The organism is Mesorhizobium sp. M4B.F.Ca.ET.203.01.1.1, assembly GCF_004791025.1.
GTDB classification, from domain to species: domain Bacteria; phylum Pseudomonadota; class Alphaproteobacteria; order Rhizobiales; family Rhizobiaceae; genus Mesorhizobium; species Mesorhizobium abyssinicae.
The window spans coordinates 35,095-53,004 of sequence record NZ_SRUO01000006.1; the positions used below are offsets into that span (position 1 = coordinate 35,095).

Annotated in this window: 17 protein-coding genes; 2 read left to right on the plus strand and 15 right to left on the minus strand. The window is 66.4% G+C overall.

The genetic code is table 11. The features are described from left to right. Positions 1–14: 14 nt before the first annotated feature. The 10 genes from EN846_RS15175 to rsfS form a co-directional block, all read right to left on the minus strand. Complete coding sequence (locus tag EN846_RS15175) at positions 15–1,271, minus strand: D-amino acid dehydrogenase (RefSeq protein ID WP_127310258.1); 1,257 nt, start codon at positions 1,269–1,271, stop codon at positions 15–17. Between the two features lie 22 nt (positions 1,272–1,293). Next, a complete protein-coding gene (locus EN846_RS15180) occupies positions 1,294–1,827 on the minus strand; it encodes a nucleoside-diphosphate kinase (protein ID WP_127286147.1) in 534 nt (177 codons plus the stop codon). Continuing rightward, positions 1,824–2,243 carry a nucleoside diphosphate kinase regulator gene (rnk, locus tag EN846_RS15185; protein WP_127286148.1) on the minus strand — a complete coding sequence of 140 codons (420 nt, stop codon included), beginning with the start codon at positions 2,241–2,243 and terminating at the stop codon, positions 1,824–1,826. Before rnk ends, EN846_RS15180 begins: the two co-directional genes overlap by 4 nt. A 269-nt stretch (positions 2,244–2,512) precedes the next feature. Further along, on the minus strand, positions 2,513–3,607 hold the full coding sequence (alr, locus tag EN846_RS15190) for an alanine racemase (protein WP_127391010.1): 1,095 nt from the start codon (positions 3,605–3,607) through the stop codon (positions 2,513–2,515). Positions 3,608–4,011: 404 nt separating this feature from the next. Next, entirely contained in the window at positions 4,012–4,527 is a 516-nt protein-coding gene (locus EN846_RS15195) for an RNA pyrophosphohydrolase (protein ID WP_127391009.1), read from the minus strand. Positions 4,528–4,666: 139 nt separating this feature from the next. Next, positions 4,667–5,854: a divergent polysaccharide deacetylase family protein gene (locus EN846_RS15200; RefSeq protein ID WP_127391008.1), complete on the minus strand. Its 1,188-nt coding sequence runs from the start codon at positions 5,852–5,854 to the stop codon at positions 4,667–4,669. A 206-nt stretch (positions 5,855–6,060) separates the two neighbouring features. Further along, positions 6,061–7,386 (minus strand): S41 family peptidase, encoded by a 1,326-nt coding sequence (locus tag EN846_RS15205; protein WP_187331394.1) that lies wholly within the window; start codon positions 7,384–7,386, stop codon positions 6,061–6,063. Between the two features lies 1 nt (position 7,387). Next, positions 7,388–8,743: a murein hydrolase activator EnvC gene (locus tag EN846_RS15210; RefSeq protein WP_128345955.1), complete on the minus strand. Its 1,356-nt coding sequence runs from the start codon at positions 8,741–8,743 to the stop codon at positions 7,388–7,390. Positions 8,744–9,002: 259 nt separating this feature from the next. After that, positions 9,003–9,485, minus strand: a complete 483-nt coding sequence (rlmH, locus tag EN846_RS15215) for a 23S rRNA (pseudouridine(1915)-N(3))-methyltransferase RlmH (protein WP_127284555.1) — start codon at positions 9,483–9,485, stop codon at positions 9,003–9,005. Between the two features lie 69 nt (positions 9,486–9,554). Next, positions 9,555–9,932 carry a ribosome silencing factor gene (rsfS, locus tag EN846_RS15220; protein ID WP_127284554.1) on the minus strand — a complete coding sequence of 126 codons (378 nt, stop codon included), beginning with the start codon at positions 9,930–9,932 and terminating at the stop codon, positions 9,555–9,557. Between the two features lie 243 nt (positions 9,933–10,175). Here rsfS and EN846_RS15225 point away from each other — a divergent pair, with 243 nt between their 5' ends. Next, the gene (locus tag EN846_RS15225) at positions 10,176–11,033 is read left to right on the plus strand and encodes a mechanosensitive ion channel family protein (protein ID WP_127310251.1); all 858 of its coding nucleotides are present in this window, start codon (positions 10,176–10,178) and stop codon (positions 11,031–11,033) included. Positions 11,034–11,055: 22 nt separating this feature from the next. Here the strand turns inward: EN846_RS15225 and EN846_RS15230 are convergent, their stop codons facing one another. From EN846_RS15230 to obgE, 5 genes are all read right to left on the minus strand, one after another. Then, entirely contained in the window at positions 11,056–12,345 is a 1,290-nt protein-coding gene (locus tag EN846_RS15230; RefSeq protein ID WP_135858899.1) for an MFS transporter, read from the minus strand. A gap of 85 nt (positions 12,346–12,430) precedes the next feature. Next, positions 12,431–13,018, minus strand: a complete 588-nt coding sequence (locus EN846_RS15235) for a nicotinate-nucleotide adenylyltransferase (protein WP_127394277.1) — start codon at positions 13,016–13,018, stop codon at positions 12,431–12,433. A gap of 249 nt (positions 13,019–13,267) precedes the next feature. Next, complete coding sequence (locus EN846_RS15245; RefSeq protein WP_127390821.1) at positions 13,268–14,554, minus strand: glutamate-5-semialdehyde dehydrogenase; 1,287 nt, start codon at positions 14,552–14,554, stop codon at positions 13,268–13,270. Between the two features lie 3 nt (positions 14,555–14,557). After that, positions 14,558–15,724, minus strand: coding sequence for a glutamate 5-kinase (gene proB / locus EN846_RS15250; RefSeq protein WP_127390820.1), 1,167 nt, complete (start codon positions 15,722–15,724; stop codon positions 14,558–14,560). A gap of 2 nt (positions 15,725–15,726) precedes the next feature. Continuing rightward, positions 15,727–16,755: a GTPase ObgE gene (gene obgE / locus EN846_RS15255; RefSeq protein WP_127284549.1), complete on the minus strand. Its 1,029-nt coding sequence runs from the start codon at positions 16,753–16,755 to the stop codon at positions 15,727–15,729. A gap of 249 nt (positions 16,756–17,004) precedes the next feature. On the opposite strand from obgE, the gene EN846_RS15260 reads away from it, so the two are divergent. Then, positions 17,005–17,868, plus strand: a complete 864-nt coding sequence (locus tag EN846_RS15260) for an endonuclease/exonuclease/phosphatase family protein (protein WP_127309312.1) — start codon at positions 17,005–17,007, stop codon at positions 17,866–17,868. Positions 17,869–17,910 lie beyond the last annotated feature (42 nt).

Here is a 17,910-nt window from a genome sequence, read left to right on the forward strand (position 1 = left end):
AAGGAGCAGTTGCCCTACTTCAGGTAGCGTTCCGGCCCGAGGTCGTGGGCGTTGATCTCGGGCACCCGGCTGGAGATGATGTCTGCCAGCACCTTCGCCGAGCCGCAGGCCATGGTCCAGCCGAGCGTGCCGTGGCCGGTGTTGAGATAGAGGTTGGACAGCTCGCTGCGGCCGACCAGCGGCGGCCCGTCCGGCGTCATCGGCCGCAAGCCGCACCAGAAGGTTGCGGCCTTGAGATCGCCGCCGCCCGGGAAGAGATCGCCGACCGAATGCTCCAACGTGCGCCGGCGCGATTCGTGCAGCCTCATGTCGAAGCCTGAAATCTCCGCCGTGCCGCCGACGCGGATGCGGTCGCCGAGCCTGGTGATCGCCACCTTGTAGGTCTCGTCCATGACGGTCGAAACCGGCGCCGCCTCGGCATCCTTGATCGGCACAGTGATCGAATAGCCCTTGACCGGGTAGACCGGGATCGGCCGTTTCAGCCAGCGCATCGCCTGCGCCGAGTAGCTGCCCATCGCCATCACATAGGCATCCGCCGCCCTCCAGCCCGTGCTGGTATGCATGTTGTGGACGCGGTTGCGGCTGCGGATGATGCGCCTGATCAGGGTGTCGTATTCGAAGGTCACGCCGCGCGCCACGCAGAGCTCGGCCAGGCGGTCGGTGAACATCTTGCAGTCGCCGGTTTCGTCACCCGGCAGCCTGAGGCCGCCGACGAACTTGCCGCGCACGTTGGCCAGCGCCGGCTCGGCCGCGATGCAGCCTTCGGGATCGAGGACTTCATAGGGGACGCCGTATTTCTTCAGCACCTCGACATCGCCACCGGTGCCGTCGAGCTGCTTTTGCGTCCGGAAAAGCTGCAGCGTGCCCTTGGAACGCTCGTCATAGGCGATGCCGGTGGCCTGGCGCAGCGCCTTCAGCGTGTCGCGGCTGTATTCGGCAAGCGGCACCATGCGCGACTTGTTGAGCGCGTAGCGCTCGGCCGTGCAGTTGCGCAGCATCTTCAGCAGCCACGTCCACATATGCGGGTCGAAGGCCGGCCGCACCACCAGCGGACCATGCTTCATCAGCAGCCATTTGATCGCCTTCAGCGGAATGCCGGGGCCGGCCCAGGGCGAGGCATAGCCCGGCGAGACCTCGCCGGCATTGGCGAAGCTGGTTTCCAGCGCCGGACCTTTCTGGCGGTCGAACACCGTCACTTCGTGGCCGGCCTCGGCGAGGAAGTAGGCGGTGGTGACCCCGATCACGCCGCCGCCCAGCACGAAGATCTTCATCGCTTGCTCCCTCAAAGGCCGATCATGCCGCCGAAGGGCCCGGATCGTCTTCCTCTGTCTGCCGGATTTTGCCCGTCTCGCCAAGGGGCCTGCTGGTCGCTGAGGCGCTGTGGACAAGGGTCAGGCCCTGCGACAGACGTCCGCCGACGTTCCGAGCTGCTCGTCGCGCAGCCTCAGGCTGGTAAGGTACATCTTCGACCACAATCCGCTCGTTCCTGCCGTCGGGCCGTTCGACCAGTAGGCTCTGGCCTTTCCTCATGCCGAGTAGGCTGAGGCCCCGCCACGTGCTGACGGACAGGCCGGCCCCTATGGAAGCGAATGTTTCGCTCTGCACCAGCGTTCGCGTCTCCGCCGGGCCGCCATCTATGCAAAAAGTCACGCGGCTGGCCAACGTCGCCAAGTCGGGCCCGACCAGGTCGACCGGAACAATGCTGCTCTGCGAGAGCTTGCGCTCGAGCACTGGCACGATCGGATCGGCAAAGGCGCGCCTGCGCAACAGCATCACCTCAATCATCCCCAAATCCTTCGTCGTCACGCAGTAGATGGTCTTGGTCATGACGGCCTCCCGGACGGGAGTTGCTCGACAGCGTCGATTGTGCCCGACAGGACCCGGCCGTCACGGCTTTGCCAGTGCACCGACCCGCCGGCACGCGCTCCGATCAGCGCTGTTCCGAGCGGCGTCAGCACGGAAATGCGCTTCTCGGCGATGTCGGCTTCGCCGGGATAGACCAGCGTGACGCGTTGGCAACTTCCATCGCTGTTGCGCAAAGTCACTGTCGAGCCCATCCGCACTACATCTGCCGGCATGGCCGCCGCTGCCGCGACCCTGGCGCGGTCCATTTCCGCGAGCAGACCCTCGGCAATGTCGGGCGCTCGGTCGAGACAGGCTCTGGCTAGGCCGGTCAGCCTGTTGTGATCGGCGTCGCTGACGAGGAGCAGGTTTCGGTAACGTGATGGAGTTGTTGCAGGCATGGCAAACCTCATGGGCCCGGCGCACAGGACGACTGCGCTGGCGCCAAATCAGGGGCGGCGGACAAAGCCGGCAGCCGCACAAGGCCGGCCGGCTCAATGGCGATGTATGGAATTCAAATGCCCCGGTTCAGGCGGCCGCCAGCTTGGTGGCCGGGCCGGGGCTACGCTCCCGCGATGGGGCAGACCCTGAAAAAGGTTCTGGTATGGGCGAGGTTGCTCATCCCGGAACCCTTGCCGAGAAGCGCCTGCTTGTCAAGCAAGGCACTCGTTCAGCCGGTATAGCGCCGGTGAAAGCGCGGCCCGAGGCTGGTCAGGATCTCGTAGCCGATCGTGCCGGCATGGCCGGCTGCGGCGTCGACGCTTTGCGACGGTCCGAGCAGCTCGACCAGGTCGCCTGCGCCGAGCTTGCCCTGCGGCAGCGCGGAAATGTCGAGGATGATCGAATCCATCGACACCCGCCCGACAAAGGGCAGCCGCACGTTTTCGAACCAGGCGGCCGAGGCTGCGCGGCGATGCCAGCCATCGGCATAGCCGAGAGAGATCGTCGCCAGCCCGAGCGGATCCTCCGCGCGATAGGTGTGGCCGTAGCCGACGCCGGCACCTTTCTCGACGCTTCGCGTCTGTACCACCTTGGCCTGCAGCCGCACCACCGGCAGCATCGGATTCGGCTCCGCCGGCGTCGGATTGATGCCGTAGAGCGCCGCGCCGGGGCGCACGAGATCAAAATGGAAGGCCGGTCCGAGGAAGATGCCGGAGGAGTTGGCGAGCGACGCGGGCGCCTCGGGGAGCATCTTGCGCAGGCGCTCGAAGGCCAGCCACTGTCGCTCGTTGGCCGGATGCGCCGGCTCGTCGGCGCAGGCGAGATGGCTCATGACGAGGGTGACCGCGACGCCGTCGAAGGAAGTCGGCTCACGGCTCAGCGCCTCGACCTCCGCCGGCGACATGCCGAGCCTGGACATGCCGCTGTCGACCTGGATCGCAGCTGGCAGCTTGCGGCCGGCGGCCTGGCCGGCCTCACCCCAGGCCTTGAGCTGCGCGGCGCTGTTGATGACGGGAGCAAGTTCGGCTTCGACCGCCTCGTTTTCCGAGCCGGGCGGCAGCCCGTTCAGCACATAAATCGCCGGTCCGGGGCCGAGCGCCCGACGCAGCGCCACGCCTTCGGCGAGCAGCGCAACGAAAAAGCTCGTGCAGCCTTCCGCCGCCAGCGCCCGCGCCACTTCGGCGGCACCCAGCCCATAGCCGTCCGCCTTGACCACGCCGGCACATTGCGCGGCGCCGAGTCGCGCCTTCAGCCGCCGGTAGTTTTCCCTGATGGCGCCAAGATCGATGGTCAGGATCGCCCCGGCTGTGGCCTCGCTAGGCATGCAGCTACCCGCGTCAGGCGCTTGCGGCAAAGGCGCCTTGTCGCCGCTCATCGAGGCGACCGCGCCAGGGTTGCGCCTGTTGCGAAGACGCGCGATTGCCGACGCCGGCGCCGCCCCTCATCGCCCTGCCGGCCACTTCTCCCCGTATAGTGACGGGGAGAAGGGGCTGGCCGCAGCCTCGGTTGTCTTCCTGCAACGTTGGCGATTAGCGAAATCGGCGCCGACAGCTTCCCTCTCCCCGTCACTATACGGGGAGAGGATGCCGGCAGGCAGGTGAGGGGCAGCGCCGGCGCTCCTCTATGATGCTCTTGCCATGCATGGTTCATGTCAGCCTCTGGTACTTGCGGCGCACCGGCATCAATATCAAGAGTGCCCGATCCCGAACAGTGCGATCGAACGCGCCTCTACGGGACGAGATGCCGGAACGCCGCCACCACCTCTTCATAGACCTTGCGCTTGAACGGCACGATCAGCCCGGGCAGGTCCTGCATCGGCCGCCAAGCCCATTTGTCGAACTCGGCGGTGTGGCCGCCAGGCGGCGGGTTGATCTGGATTTCGCCGCTGTCGCCGTGGAAGCGATAGGCGAACCATTTCTGCGTCTGGCCGCGATAGCGCCCCTTGAAGGCAACGCCGACCAAGTGCGCCGGCAAATCGTAGTTGATCCATTCCGGCGCCTCGGCGAGCAGCGAGACCGAGCGCATGCCGGTTTCCTCGTAAAGTTCCCGTCCCGCCGCCTCGAACGGCTCCTCGCCCTTGTCGATGCCGCCTTGCGGCATCTGCCAGAGCTGCGTCGTGCCGGCGAACTCGCTGTCCGGCTCGGCAATGCGATGGCCGACCCAGACCAGCCCGTCGCCATTGAGGATCATCAGGCCGACGCAGGGACGGTAAGGCAGCGTTTCGGGATCGATATTCTTGGCCATCGTCGGACCTTCTGCGCTGCGGCGTGACGTCTGAGTAGTGAGTAGTGAGTAGTGAGTAGTGAGTAGTAAGTACCTATAGCTGGCAGAATCAGATCACGGCACCGAAACTATTCACTATTCACTATTCACTATTCACTATTCACCCTTTTTGCGGATCGATGGCTACCGCCGAAATCGGCACGATCTCGATGCCGCGCTTCCTCGCCTCGGCCACCCAGGCCGAAACCGTATCGACGGTGAGATCGAAGGCCGAGCCGATGCCGACGGCAGTGCCCTTCGCCCGCGCGGTGGCTTCCAGCTCGTCCAGCTTCTTCAGGATCGCGCCACGATCCTGCACGGCGTCGATCGATGTGTCGCCGGCGACGAAGGGCACGCCGTCCTTCAGCGCCAGGTCGGGCGCCAGGCTGCGCGCCGACGAGCCGTCGTCGACATAGGCGAGACCCCTTTTGCCGAGCTCCGCCATGAAACTCGCCATCGCCCCTGGATCGGCCGAGAAGCGCGCGCCCATGTAATTCATGACGCCTGTATAGTTGGTCGTCCGCGACAGCGCCCAGTGCAGGTTCTTCAGGTTCTCGTCCGGGCTCGCCGCCACCGTCAGCGTGTTGCGGCCGGGATTGACGTTGGGGTAATCGAACGGCTCGAGCGGTATCTGCATGACGATCTCGTGCCCGCTCTGCCGCGCCGCCTGCATCCAGCGACCGATGCTGTTGCCTTGCGGAGCGAAGGCCAGCGTCACCTCGGCCGGCAATTTGGCGATCGCCGCCTGCGTGCCGGTCTGGGAGACGGCGAGCCCGCCGATGACGATCGCCACGCGCGCGCCCCGCGATCCCGACCACGGCCGCGCATAGACGTCGAACGGCCGCCTGCCGTCGGCGGCGCGGACCGGCAGCGGGCCGGTGTCGCTGGCTTCGATCAACGCCTTGTCAGGGATATGCGCGATCTTCAGGTTCTGGCCGATCGAGGAAGGATCGCGGATGACGATGGCCGCCTTGGGCGGGCCATCGCCTTCCTCGGTCTGGACATGGATGATCTGCGGTCCGCCGGTCTTGGGCGTTTCGACCTTGGGTGCTGCCGTCGCCGTCTCCGCGGCGGGTGCCGGGGCAGGCGTCGCGGCCGCGGCCGGCGTCACCTTCGGCGTCGACACCGCGACCTCTTGCGGCTTGCGGAACGGTTTTTCGCGCAAGGCGATCGCGCCGGAGACACCGATCACCGCAAGCACAGCGAGCGTCGCCGCGACCGCGCCGGTGCTGATGCCGCGCGAGGCAACGCGCTGCGGCCTGGGAGCCTGCCCGAGCGGTCGTTCTATGTCCTTGCCGATGTCCACCAAGCCGCAACCCCGAAGCGTTGGGACCGGCAGGTGGGCTCACCTCCCGGAACGCCACGCCAATCCAAGTCTCCTCGGCGCCTGCCACGCCTCGGGCGCGGCGCGCCGGCCGCGACCCCCCGAATCAAACTGCCGGAACCTCGCGGTCCCGGCAGCATCGCATTGCTTCGAACGGGCGGCCAGACCTCTCGGTCTGGTCCGCCGAATCCTTACTGGTTGAGCACGGCCTTCTGCGGATTCGGCGGGAACGCCGGATCGGTCTTCTGGCCGCGCAGGAGCTGCTCGGCGTAGATCAGCTGCAGGTCGTCCTTCGGATCCGGCGGCACATAGGCGGCCGAGCCGGAGCCGGTCGAGCTCTCGTCCGCGCCCTTGATATGGCCCTTGAGGTCCGATTCGCCGCGCGTCAGGTCCCTGCCCTGCAGGTCCGCCGGCAGCGGCTGCTCGACCTTGATGTCGGGCGTGATGCCCTTGCCCTGGATCGACTTGCCCGAAGGCGTGTAATAGAGCGCCGTCGTCAGCCGCAGCGCGCCATTCTCGCCGAGCGGGATGATGGTCTGCACCGAGCCCTTGCCGAAGGACTGGGTGCCCACCACGGTGGCGCGGCGCAGGTCCTGCAGCGCGCCGGCGACGATTTCCGACGCGCTCGCCGAACCGCCATTGACCAGCACGATCAGCGGCTTGCCGCCGATGTCGTCGCCCGCCCTCGCGTCGAAGCGGGTGACGTCCTTCGGATCGCGGCCGCGCGTCGAGACGATCTCGCCGCGGTCGAGGAAGGCATCCGACACGCTCACCGCCTGGTCGAGCAGGCCGCCCGGATTGAGGCGCAGATCGAGCACATAGCCCTTGAGCTTGTCGGCCGGCACTTGCTTCTTGATGGTGTCGATGGCGTTCTCGAGATCGTCGTAGGTCTTCTCGGTGAACGAGGTGATCTTCATGTAGCCGACGTCGTTCTCGACGCGGAACTTGACCGCCTTGACCTTGATGATGTCGCGCACCACCGTCAGCTCGATCGGCTTGTCGGCGCCCTGGCGCAGGATGGTCAGCTTGATCGGCGTGTTGACCGGTCCGCGCATCTTCTCGACGGCGTCGTTGAGGGTCAGGCCGCGCACCTCCTCGCCGTCGATCTTGGCGATGTAGTCGCCGGCCAGCACGCCCGCCTTGGCGGCCGGCGTGTCGTCGATCGGCGTGATCACCTTGACCAGGTCGTTCTCCATGGTGACCTCGATGCCGAGGCCGCCGAACTCGCCCTTGGTCTGCACGCGCATGTCCTGCGCCTGCTCGGCGTTCATGTAGGACGAGTGCGGATCGAGCGAGGCCAGCATGCCGTTGATGGCGTTCTCGACCAGCGACTTGTCGTCCGGCGGCGTCACATACTGCGCCCGCACGCGCTCGAAAATGTCGCCGAAGATCGCCAGTTGCTTGTAGGTCTCGGAGCCCGCAGCGTTCGCCGTCGAGCCTGGCGCGCCGTAGACCAGGCTCATCGCTGACGCGCCCATCAGCGCGCCGGCGAACAGAAGCGAAAGTTTCCGCATCATTTCACGTCCTTCCAGAAAAACGGTCCGCCCACCATGGGGTCGGATCGACGGGTTTTCCATCCTTGCGGAACTCGACATAGAGCTCCGGCGTGGCATTTCCATTCTGCGAGGCCGAGGTGCTCGCCACCCGGGCCTCTCCCATCGCGCCGACCGGTTCTCCTGCGAGCACCGACTGGCCAGTCGCGACACTGATTCTGCTCATCCCAGCCAGGACGACATGATACCCGTCGCCGGCATTGAGGATCAAGAGTTGACCATAAGAGCGAAACGGCCCCGCATAAAGCACATTTCCATCCGCCGGCGCGGTGACGATGGCTCCCGATTGTGTCGCAACCATGTCCCCTTGCATCACCGCGCCGTTACCGTCATCGGCGCCGAAGCGCCGCTTGATCTTGCCGGTCACCGGCAGCGCGATCTGTCCCTGCAGCGCCGAGAACGGTGCCGCGGCCGTGAGCCGGTTGCCTTCCGGCACCGGCAGCGCGGCCAATTCCGCCGGCGCCGGCGTCTTGCCGTCTCCTCCCGGAGCCTGGTCGCCATCGGCCGATTTGCGCTCGGCCGCCTTGGCCTGGTCTGTCGCCCTGCGCGCCTTGTCGGCCTCCAGCGAGGCGATCAGTTCCTTGAGGCTGCCCGCCCTGGCGGCCAGTACCTGTGAGCGCTGCTTCTCGGCGGCGATCTCCGTCTCGGTGTCGGCCTGAAGCTTCTGCTTGGCCTCGAGCAGCATACTCAGCCGCTTCTTTTCCGCCGCCTGTTCGCCGACCGCCGTCGTCAGCCTGGCCCGCTCCGCCTCGATCGAGGTCGTCACCCGCGTCTGTTCCTTGAGGTCGGCGAGCAGCACCTCGGTCTGCTGGCGCAATTCCGGCACCACCGCGCCGAGCAGGATGGCGCTACGCACCGACGACAGCGCGTCCTCCGGCTTGACCAGGATCGCCGGCGGCGGATTGAGGCCCATGCGTTGCAACGCGCCCAGCACTTCGGCCAGCACGTCGCGCCGCGCCGCCAGGGAGGCACGTATCTTCTGCTCTTCCGCTTTCAGGCCTTCCAGCTTGGCGCCGATGTCCTCGATGTCCTGGCCGAGCTTCTGCTCGGTCATCGCCGACTGGATCAACGCCGCGGTAATCGAGGCATGGTCCTTTTTGACCGCCGCAATGTCGGCGGCGAGCTTGGCCAGCCGCTCGGACGAGAGCGTGATTTCCTTCGAGACCTGTTCGTATTCGGCCCGGCTCCGGTCGGGATCGGGCGCTGGATCAAGGGTGTTTTCCGCCGCCAGCGCCGGACGGAACGCAATCAGCGCGGCGACAAATGTCAGGCCGCAGCGGCTGCGCCAGGCGCGCGTTCTCGAATTCCAGCCTTCAGACATCAGGCCCAGACTCTATCCGCCGCTTCGTTAACGAACCATCAACCATGATGGAGAACCCACAACTACCGTGATGTCGGGCCATTGAGGCGGAAATTCGGAGAACTACGCATCTTCCGATCGCGCTTCCAGGGTCCTCAGGTCCTCGGCCAGGCGTACAGGCACGTCCATCCGATCATGCAGGATGGCTCATGACGCCGATCCGGCCGCCGGAAAGCTTGGGCCGAGCGTGCTGACCCTGGCGTGTCCTTTGGCCGCGACATCAGGAGCGATGGTAGGGGTGTCCAGCAAGAATCGTCGCGGCCCGGTAGAGCTGCTCGCCCAGCATCACCCGCACCAGCTGATGCGGCCAGGTCAGCGCGCCGAACGAGACCACCAGATCTGCCTGGTCGCGCAGCGACTGGTCGTGGCCGTCGGCGCCGCCGATGGCGATCACCAGCGCCTTTCGGCCGCTGTCGCGCAGCAGGCCGAGGCGGCCGGCGAATTCCTCGGAGGAGAAGCTCCTGCCGCGCTCGTCGAGCAGGATCAGCGCCGTGCCTTGCTGCAGCATCGTCTGCAGCTTCTGGCCTTCCTCGCGCCGGCGCTCGTTGGCGGTCTGGGCGCGGCCTTCGGCAATCTCGACGAGGCCGGCATATTCCAGCCCCACCGCCGGGCCGCTCCTAGCGAAGCGCTCGAAATAGCGGTCGGCGAGTTCTCTCTCGGGGCCGGCTTTCATCCGGCCCACGGCATGAACGGTGATCTTCATCCTTGCCTCGAAGAGCCGCTAGTGCATGTCACCCAGGGATTCGGGGACACGCACCCCAACGGTTACGGCTCAGTGAAGGGTCTCTTCCTCGAGGTCCGGCGCCTGCCACATCTTTTCGAGATTGTAGAATTCGCGGACTTCGGGACGGAAGACATGGACGATGATGTCGCCCGAATCGATCAGGACCCAGTCGGCGCTGGCCAGCCCCTCGACGCGCGCCATGCCGAGGCCGGCATCCTTGAGCGCCTTGAGGAGATGATCGGCGACAGCCGAGACATGACGGTGCGATCGGCCCGACGCTACGACCATGTAGTCGCCGAGGCTCGATTTCCCCTGGATGTCGATTGAGACGATGTTTTCGGCCTTGGAGTCTTCCAGACTGGCAAGGACTGTCTTGATGGCGCGGGACACGGCGTCATTTCCGCTGATCCCGGCCGGCGAAGGCACGATGTCGGCCTTCTTCCGCAGTGCTGTTCTCAGTGTCTTTCCTTTCGCAGCAAGAACAACCAAATCACCCGTGAAATCAGGTGACACCACTTAGATAGGCAGAGTTCCGTTGCAGTTTCAAGACGGTGGCCCCGCGCTCGCCAACGCGACCCCCTCCGCTTGGTTCCGCAAAGCGGGAAAAAAGTCGGGAACCCATGGCGTCCACATGGGTTATCGGCTCGCCCACCAACCGGATTTCCCACCATGCCGATCGATCCCCAGGACACGCTCCTCTCCGTGCAGGCTGGCCTCGCGCAACTCAGCAGCCTGATCGTCTCCTACTCCTTCTCGGCCGTCGGCGCCGTCATCTTGCTGGTCGTCGGCTATCTCGTCGCCGGCCTTGCCGAGCGCTCGATCTTCGCCGGCCTCGGTCACATCCACGGCTTCGACGCGACGCTGCGCCATTTCTTCTCGAAGATCGTCCGCTACGCCATCCTGATCCTCGTCGTGATCATGGTGCTCGGCCAGTTCGGCGTGCAGACCGCCTCGATCATCGCCGCCATCGGCGCCATCGGCCTCGCCATCGGCCTGGCGCTGCAGGGCACGCTGCAGAACATCGCCGCCGGCATCATGCTGCTTGCGCTGAGACCGTTTCGCATCGGCGAGTATGTCGAGGTCGGCCCCATTTCCGGCACCATCGAGGAGATCGGCCTGTTCGCGACCCGGCTGCGGACGGTCGACGGCGTCTATGTGCTGGCGCCCAATTCGACGCTGTGGAACCAGCCGGTGCGCAACTATACGCGCAACGGCGTCCGCCGCGGCGACGTCACGCTGACCATCGGCTCCTGGAACGACATCGACCTCGCGCAAAAGACGATGCTCGCCGTCGCCGCCACCGAGCGGCGCGTCAGGCGCGAGCCGGCGCCGATCGCCTTCGTCGCCACGGTCGGCGACAGCGGCGTCGCCATCAGCCTGCGCTACTGGACTTCGTCCGCCGATTTCTTCGCCACCCAGATCGATCTCACCAAACGCGCCAAGCAGGCCTTCGACACCGAAGGCATTTCCGTCCCGGTGCCGCCGCCGGAAGCATCGCACCAGGAACCGCCCTCAACCAGGCAGTAGCGCAAGCTGTCGACAACGCGCCTCAATTGCCGGGGCGAGGCTGCTCGTCCGGCGCGAAGGCAAGCTCCACCGGCAGCGGCGCCTGCGCGCACATCGGCGCGAAGCTGCCTGTCGCGGTGGCTGGGACCGGCCGTGCCGCCAGCACCCGCCACGACACGAACAGGCAAAACGCCGAGGCGATGACAATCCCGACATAGATGAACGTCCCGGTGCCATAGACCGCGGAAAGCCCTGTCACGATGCCCGGCACCACAAACCCCGCCAGCGACCATGCAAACAGCATCGAGCTCGACAGGGCGAGCAGATCGTCCTTGCCGGCGCGGTCGGCGGCATGCGCGCTGGACAGCGAATAGATCGATTCCGACGCGCCATCCCAGATCAGATAGACCACGAGCAGAACGGCCAGCGCGCCGCCGTCGAAGGCGATGGCGAGCAGGCTGGCAACGAGGGCAAGCAGTGCCGCGCCGATCAGCACATAGCGCCGGTCGGTCCGGTCCGAGATCCAGCCGAGCGGTATCTGCAGGATCAGCGTGCCGACCGGCATCGCCGACAGCAGCAGCGCCACATCCGCCTGGCTGTAGCCCTTGGCGGTGGCATGGATCGGCGCGAAACCGGAAATGATCATCGACAGGCCGCCGACGGCGAGCATGCCCGCCACCCCGACCGGCGAGATCCGCCAGGCGCGGCCGAGCGCCACCGAGGCCGCCTGCGGCGGCGGCGGCTGCGCCAGCCGCGTCATGCCGACCGGCAGGATCGACAGCGCCGTGAAGGTGATGCCGATCAGCGGCGCTGCCGCGGTGCGGATGTCGATGGCGGCGAGCGTCGCATAGCCGACGCCGAGGCCGGCGACATAGGCGACGTAGAACACCGCCATGACGCGGCCGCGTATGGCATTGGGGACGGCATCGTTCAGCCAGCTCTGGGCGACGATGAACAGACCGCAAATGGCAAAGCCGTAAAGCGCGCGCGCCGCGATCCAGATAAGCGGGATCGGGCCAGCGCCGATCGCCGCGTTGGAGAGCGCGATCAGCGCCGAAAGCACCATGAACGCGCGGGCGTGACCAACTCTCCGGACGAGAGGCCCGGTCAGGATGCAGCCGGCGAGCCCACCGGCCGAAAGCCCGGTGACGATCAGCCCGGCCCAGGTCGGATCGAAGCCGTCGGCGCCGAGCCGCACCGGGATGAAGGCGAACATCAGCCCGTTGCCGATCGCGATCAGCGCCATCGACGCCACGACGCTGGCAATGGCGATCAGCGGCGCCGGCTGGTTGCCGTCATCTGGCTCGATGGTGGTGCGGTTCTTCTCCAGCATTCACGCAGCATCGCCGACCTGCCGGCGAAAGGCCGCCGCAAAAGCGACATGGCCGAACTTTCCCCTTCTCGCTAAGGGGGACGTTTCAGCTCCTTGCCGCCTTGCGGATGGCACTCGACGACAGCGACGAGCGCGGGCCGTGGATGAAAGTCCAGGCCGGCGCCTTCATACGAGCAAGCCGCGGCGCGTCACCCTCGTCGACGCGGGCGTAGTCGAAGGTCTTGGCGACCACCGAGGAGAGGAACGACAGCGTCGCGCCCGGGCGGTCGATGACGGCGATCGGGAAGGTCATGACGATCTGGCGCCAACGCTGCCAGCGATGGAAATCGCGAAGCGAGTCGGCGCCCATGATCCAGACGAAGTCGACGCCGGGATTGCGCGCCTTGACCAGCGCCAGCGTGTCGGCGGTGAAACGGATGTGTTGAGCGGCCTCGAAAGCGCTGACCTTGATCTTCGGATTTTTTGCGATCTGCTCGGACAGCTGCAACCGCTCGGCCAGCGGCGCCAGCTCGCGCGTGCTCTTCAGCGGATTGCCCGGCGTCACCATCCACCACAGCTGGTCGAGCGCCAGCCTTCTCAGCGCGATCTCGGCGACCAGCGCGTGGCCGGCATGCGGCGGATTGAACGAGCCACCGAACAGGCCGACGGCAACGCCCTTGCCGGCATGCGGCATGCGCAGATAGTGCGCTGGGACGGCGGGCTGAGGGGACGAGAGCACGGTGCTAGGCCCCCCTCTCTGCCCTGCCGGGCATCTCCCCCTCAAGGGGGGAGATCGGCAGATCGTCCGCAGGCGCAAATCTTATGACGTAGGCGATTGGCGAAGCCCTATGCGCAAGTCGATCTCCCCCCTTGAGGGGGAGATGGCCGGCAGGCCAGAGAGGGGGGCCTGGGCGCAAGCTTCAACCTCTAGCGGCAAATAGCATCAAGGCCTCACCTGTCCCGACCCGCGCACGCGGTACTTGAACGAGGTCAGCTGCTCGACGCCGACCGGTCCGCGCGCATGCATCTTGCCGGTGGCGATGCCGATCTCGGCGCCCATGCCGAACTCGCCGCCATCGGCAAATTGCGTCGAGGCGTTGTGCAACAGGATCGCCGAATCGATCTCGTTGAAGAAGCGCTCCACCGCTTCAGCGTCCTCGGCCAGGATCGCCTCCGTATGGTGCGAGGAGAAGCTCTCGATGTGCTCGATCGCGCCGGTGACGCCATCGACCAGCTTCACCGCGATGATGGCTTCGAGATACTCGGTTACCCAGTCGGCATCGGTCGCGGGACTGGCGTCGGAGAACGCCTTCAGCACCTCGTTATCGGCATGGATTTCGCAGCCGGCGGCCCGCAGCGCCTCGAGGATCGGCACCAGATGCGTTCCCGCCGCCGCACGGTCGACCAGCAGCGTCTCGGCCGCGCCGCAGACGCCGGTGCGCCGCATCTTGGCGTTGACGGCGATCTTCACCGCCATGTCGAGATCGGCCGATCGATCGACATAGACATGGCAAATGCCTTCGAGATGGGCAAAGACCGGCACCCGCGCCTCGCTCTGCACACGCTCGACCAGGCTGCGGCCGCCGCGCGGAATGATCACGTCGAGATTGCCGCCGAGGCCTTTCAGCATCTCGCCGACGGCGGCGCGGTCGGTGGTCGGCACCAGCTGGATCGCATCCTGCGGCAGGCCGGCCGCTTTCAGCCCCTCGACCAGGCAGGCATGGATCGCCGCGGACGAGTTGAGCGAATCCGAGCCGCCGCGCAGGATCACCGGATTGCCGGCCTTCAGGCAGAGCGCGCCGGCATCGGCCGTCACATTCGGCCGGCTCTCATAGATGACGCCGACGACGCCGAGCGGCGTGCGCACGCGCTCGATATGGAGTCCGTTCGGCCGGTCCCATTCTGCGATCACGTCGCCGACCGGATCCTTTAGCGCGGCGATCTCGCGAATGCCGTCGGCCATCGCCTCGATGCGCGACGGTGTCAGTTTCAACCGGTCCATGAAGGAACCGGAAAGGCCGGATTCCTCGCCATTCGAGACGTCGATTGCGTTGGCGTCGAGGATCGCCTGCTCGTTGCGAAGAATGGCTTCGGCCATGGCGACAAGCGCGGCGTTCTTGGCGGCGGTGGTGGCAATGGCCAGCGGTCGGGCTGCGGCGCGCGCCTGGCGGCCGATATCGGCCATCAGCGCCGCAGTGTCGTCTCGGGATTTTTCATGCAGCTTCAGCATGGCTCATCCTCCGCTTCGGCCGGCCAATACTTGATCAACGGCCAATACTTGATCACTCGAATGGCTCACCACAAGGTCGTCGCGGTGGATCATCGCCGAGCGCGCCTCGTAGCCGAGCACGGTTTCGATCTCGGCCGTCTTCAGGCCTGCGATCCTTACGGCATCGGCGGCATCGTAGGCAACCAGGCCGCGCGCGATCTCGCGGCCCTCGGGCGATAGGATCGCCACCGTATCGCCGCGCGAAAAATTGCCGCTGACCAGCTTGACGCCCGCCGGCAGCAGCGACTTGCCCGATAGCAGCGCGCCGATGGCGCCGGCATCGACGGTGAGCCGCCCCGCCGGTTCGAGCTGCCCGGCGATCCAGGTCTTGTAGCCCTTCACCGGATTGGCGCTCGGCTTGAAGAAAGTGGCGCGTTCGCCGCGTTCGATCGCCATCAGCGGCGACAGCCTGGTGCCCGACGTGATGACCATGGCGGTGCCGGCCGCATTGGCGATCTTGCCGGCGTCGAGCTTTGTCCGCATGCCGCCGCGCGACAGCTCGGAGGCGGCCGCGCCCGCCATCGCCTCGATGTCGGGGGTGATGCGGTCGACCACCGGGATGAATTTCGCTTGCGGGTCCCTGGCCGGTGGCGCCGTGTAGAGCCCATCGATGTCGGAGAGCAGCACCAGGAGGTCGGCGCCCATCATCGTCGCCACACGCGCCGCCAGGCGGTCGTTGTCGCCGTAGCGGATTTCCGAGGTCGCCACCGTATCGTTCTCGTTGATGACCGGCACCGCCTTCATCTTGAGCAAGGTCGAGATCGTGGCGCGCGCATTGAGATAGCGCCGTCGCTCCTCGGTGTCGCCGAGCGTGAGCAGGATCTGGCCGGACTTCAGCCCGCCCTTGCCGAGCGCATCCGACCAGGCGCCGGCCAGCGCGATCTGGCCGACGGCCGCCGCCGCCTGGCTCTCCTCAAGCTTCAGCGCTCTCTTTCCCAGGCCAAGGATCGTGCGGCCGAGCGCGATCGCGCCCGACGAGACGACGAGCACCTCGGCGCCGCCATGGGCAAGCCCGGCGATGTCGTCGGCGAGCGAATCCAGCCAGTCGCGCTTCAGCCCCGTGCCGCGGTCGACGAGCAGCGCCGAGCCGATCTTGACGGTGATGCGCCGGTATTTCTTCAGCGATTGCATGGTCACTGCCAGCGCGTGTCGACGGGCGCCGGAACGGCGTCGCGGGCCTCGGCCACGACAGCCATCAGCGCGCGCTGCACCGCTTCCACGCCTTCGCCGGTGACGGCCGACAACAGCAGCGGCGCGCGGCCGGCGGCGCGCTTAAGCGAGGCCGTCTTCTTCTTGCGCGCCTCGGCGTCGAGGATGTCGATCTGGCTGAGCGCCACGATCTCGACCTTCTCGGCCAGCCCGTGGCCATAGGCCTCGAGCTCGGCGCGCACGGTCTTGTAGGCTTTGCCGGGGTTCTCTTCCTGGGCGGAGACGAGATGCAGCAGCACGCGCGTGCGCTCGACATGGCCGAGGAAGCGGTCGCCAATGCCGACGCCCTCATGCGCGCCCTCGATCAGCCCGGGGATGTCGGCGATGACGAATTCGCGACCGTCGATCCGGGCGACGCCGAGGCCGGGATAGAGCGTGGTGAAGGGGTAGTCGGCAATCTTCGGCTTGGCCGCGGTGACGGCCGCGAGGAAGGTCGACTTGCCGGCATTGGGCAGGCCGACCAGGCCGGCGTCCGCGATCAGCTTCAGCCGCAGCCATATGCTGAGCTCCTCGCCCGGCAGGCCGGGATTGGCGCGGCGCGGCGCCTGGTTGGTCGAGGTCTTGAAATGCTGGTTGCCGAAGCCGCCATTGCCGCCCTTGGCGAGCAGGAAGCGCTGGCCGACGACGGTGATGTCGCAGATCAGCGTCTCATTGTCCTCGGCAAAGATCTGGGTTCCGACCGGCACCTTGAGCGTGACGTCGGCGCCCTTGCCGCCGGTCATGTTGCGGCCCATGCCGTGCATGCCGGTCTTGGCCTTGAAATGCTGCTGGTAGCGATAGTCGATCAGCGTGTTCAGCCCGTCGACCGCCTCCGCCCAGACATCGCCGCCGCGGCCGCCGTCGCCGCCATCCGGTCCGCCGAACTCGATGAATTTCTCGCGGCGGAACGACACCGAGCCGGCGCCACCGTCGCCGGAGCGGATATAAACCTTTGCCTGGTCGAGAAATTTCATCGGATCTTCGGGTTTCTGCTATTGCGCTTGCGGGATTGCTCTAAAGCAATTCCAGGAAAAGTGTGAGCGGTTTTCCGTCCGGAATTGCGTAGGAAGAACGAGATAGGGCGGGTCGCCGTTTCCGGGAAACGCAGACCCGGTCCATCAAGCGGGGCGAAGGGCGAGGGCGGTTTGCGACTAAAGCGCCGGATGCCCTTTTGCCAGGGACGCGGTAGCACTGTGGGCGGGCGGAGCTGGAGGGGCGCGGGAATGAAGCTTGTCACCTACAACATCCAGTACGGCATAGGTCTCGACGGCAGCTACGATGTTTCCCGCATCGCCGATGCCGTGCGCGGCGCCGATGTGATCGCCTTGCAGGAGGTCACCCGCAACAACCCCAGGAACAACAACCGCGACATGGTGGCCGAGCTCGGCGAGGCGCTGCCCGACTATTTTGCCGCCTATGGCAGCAATTTCGAGGTCAACATCTCCTCGCGCCTGGAGGCCGGCCGCGCCATCACCACCACCTTCCAGCTCGGCAACATGGTGCTGTCGAAGACACCCATTCATCTGTCGCGCAACCTTCTTCTGCCGCGCAGCCGCAGCCTGGAAGCGATGAACTTCCAGCGCGGCGCGCTCGAGGCGCTGATCGAGACACCGCTCGGCTTCATCCGCTTCTACTCCACCCATCTCGACCATCGCAGCCCCGTCGAGCGCCAGAGCCAGATCCGCTTCCTGCGCCAGCGCCTGTTGAACTATGCGCTGGAGGGCGGCGGCCTTTCCGGCATTCCCGAAATCGGCCTGCCGGACCTGCCCTACCCTGAAGCCTTCATCGTCATGGGCGACTTCAACATGCTGCCCGGCTCGGCGGAATATGCCGAGCTTGCCGGCCGCCCGGACCACGAATTCGGTATGCCCTTGACCGCCGACCTCGCCGTCGACGTCGCCGAGCGCCTCGGCGTCCCGGATCTCGCCACCTGGGTCGACCCGAAACGGCCCGACGATGCGAGCCGCCACAAGCGCATCGACTACATCTTCACCAGCGCCTCGCTCGCCAGGTCGCTGAAGCGCTCGTGGGTCGACCGGCAAGCGGTGGGTTCGGACCATTTGCCGGTATGGGTCGAGTTGGGCTGAGCGCCCTCAGATGCGCCCAAGATGGGTCGAGATTCAGGTCAG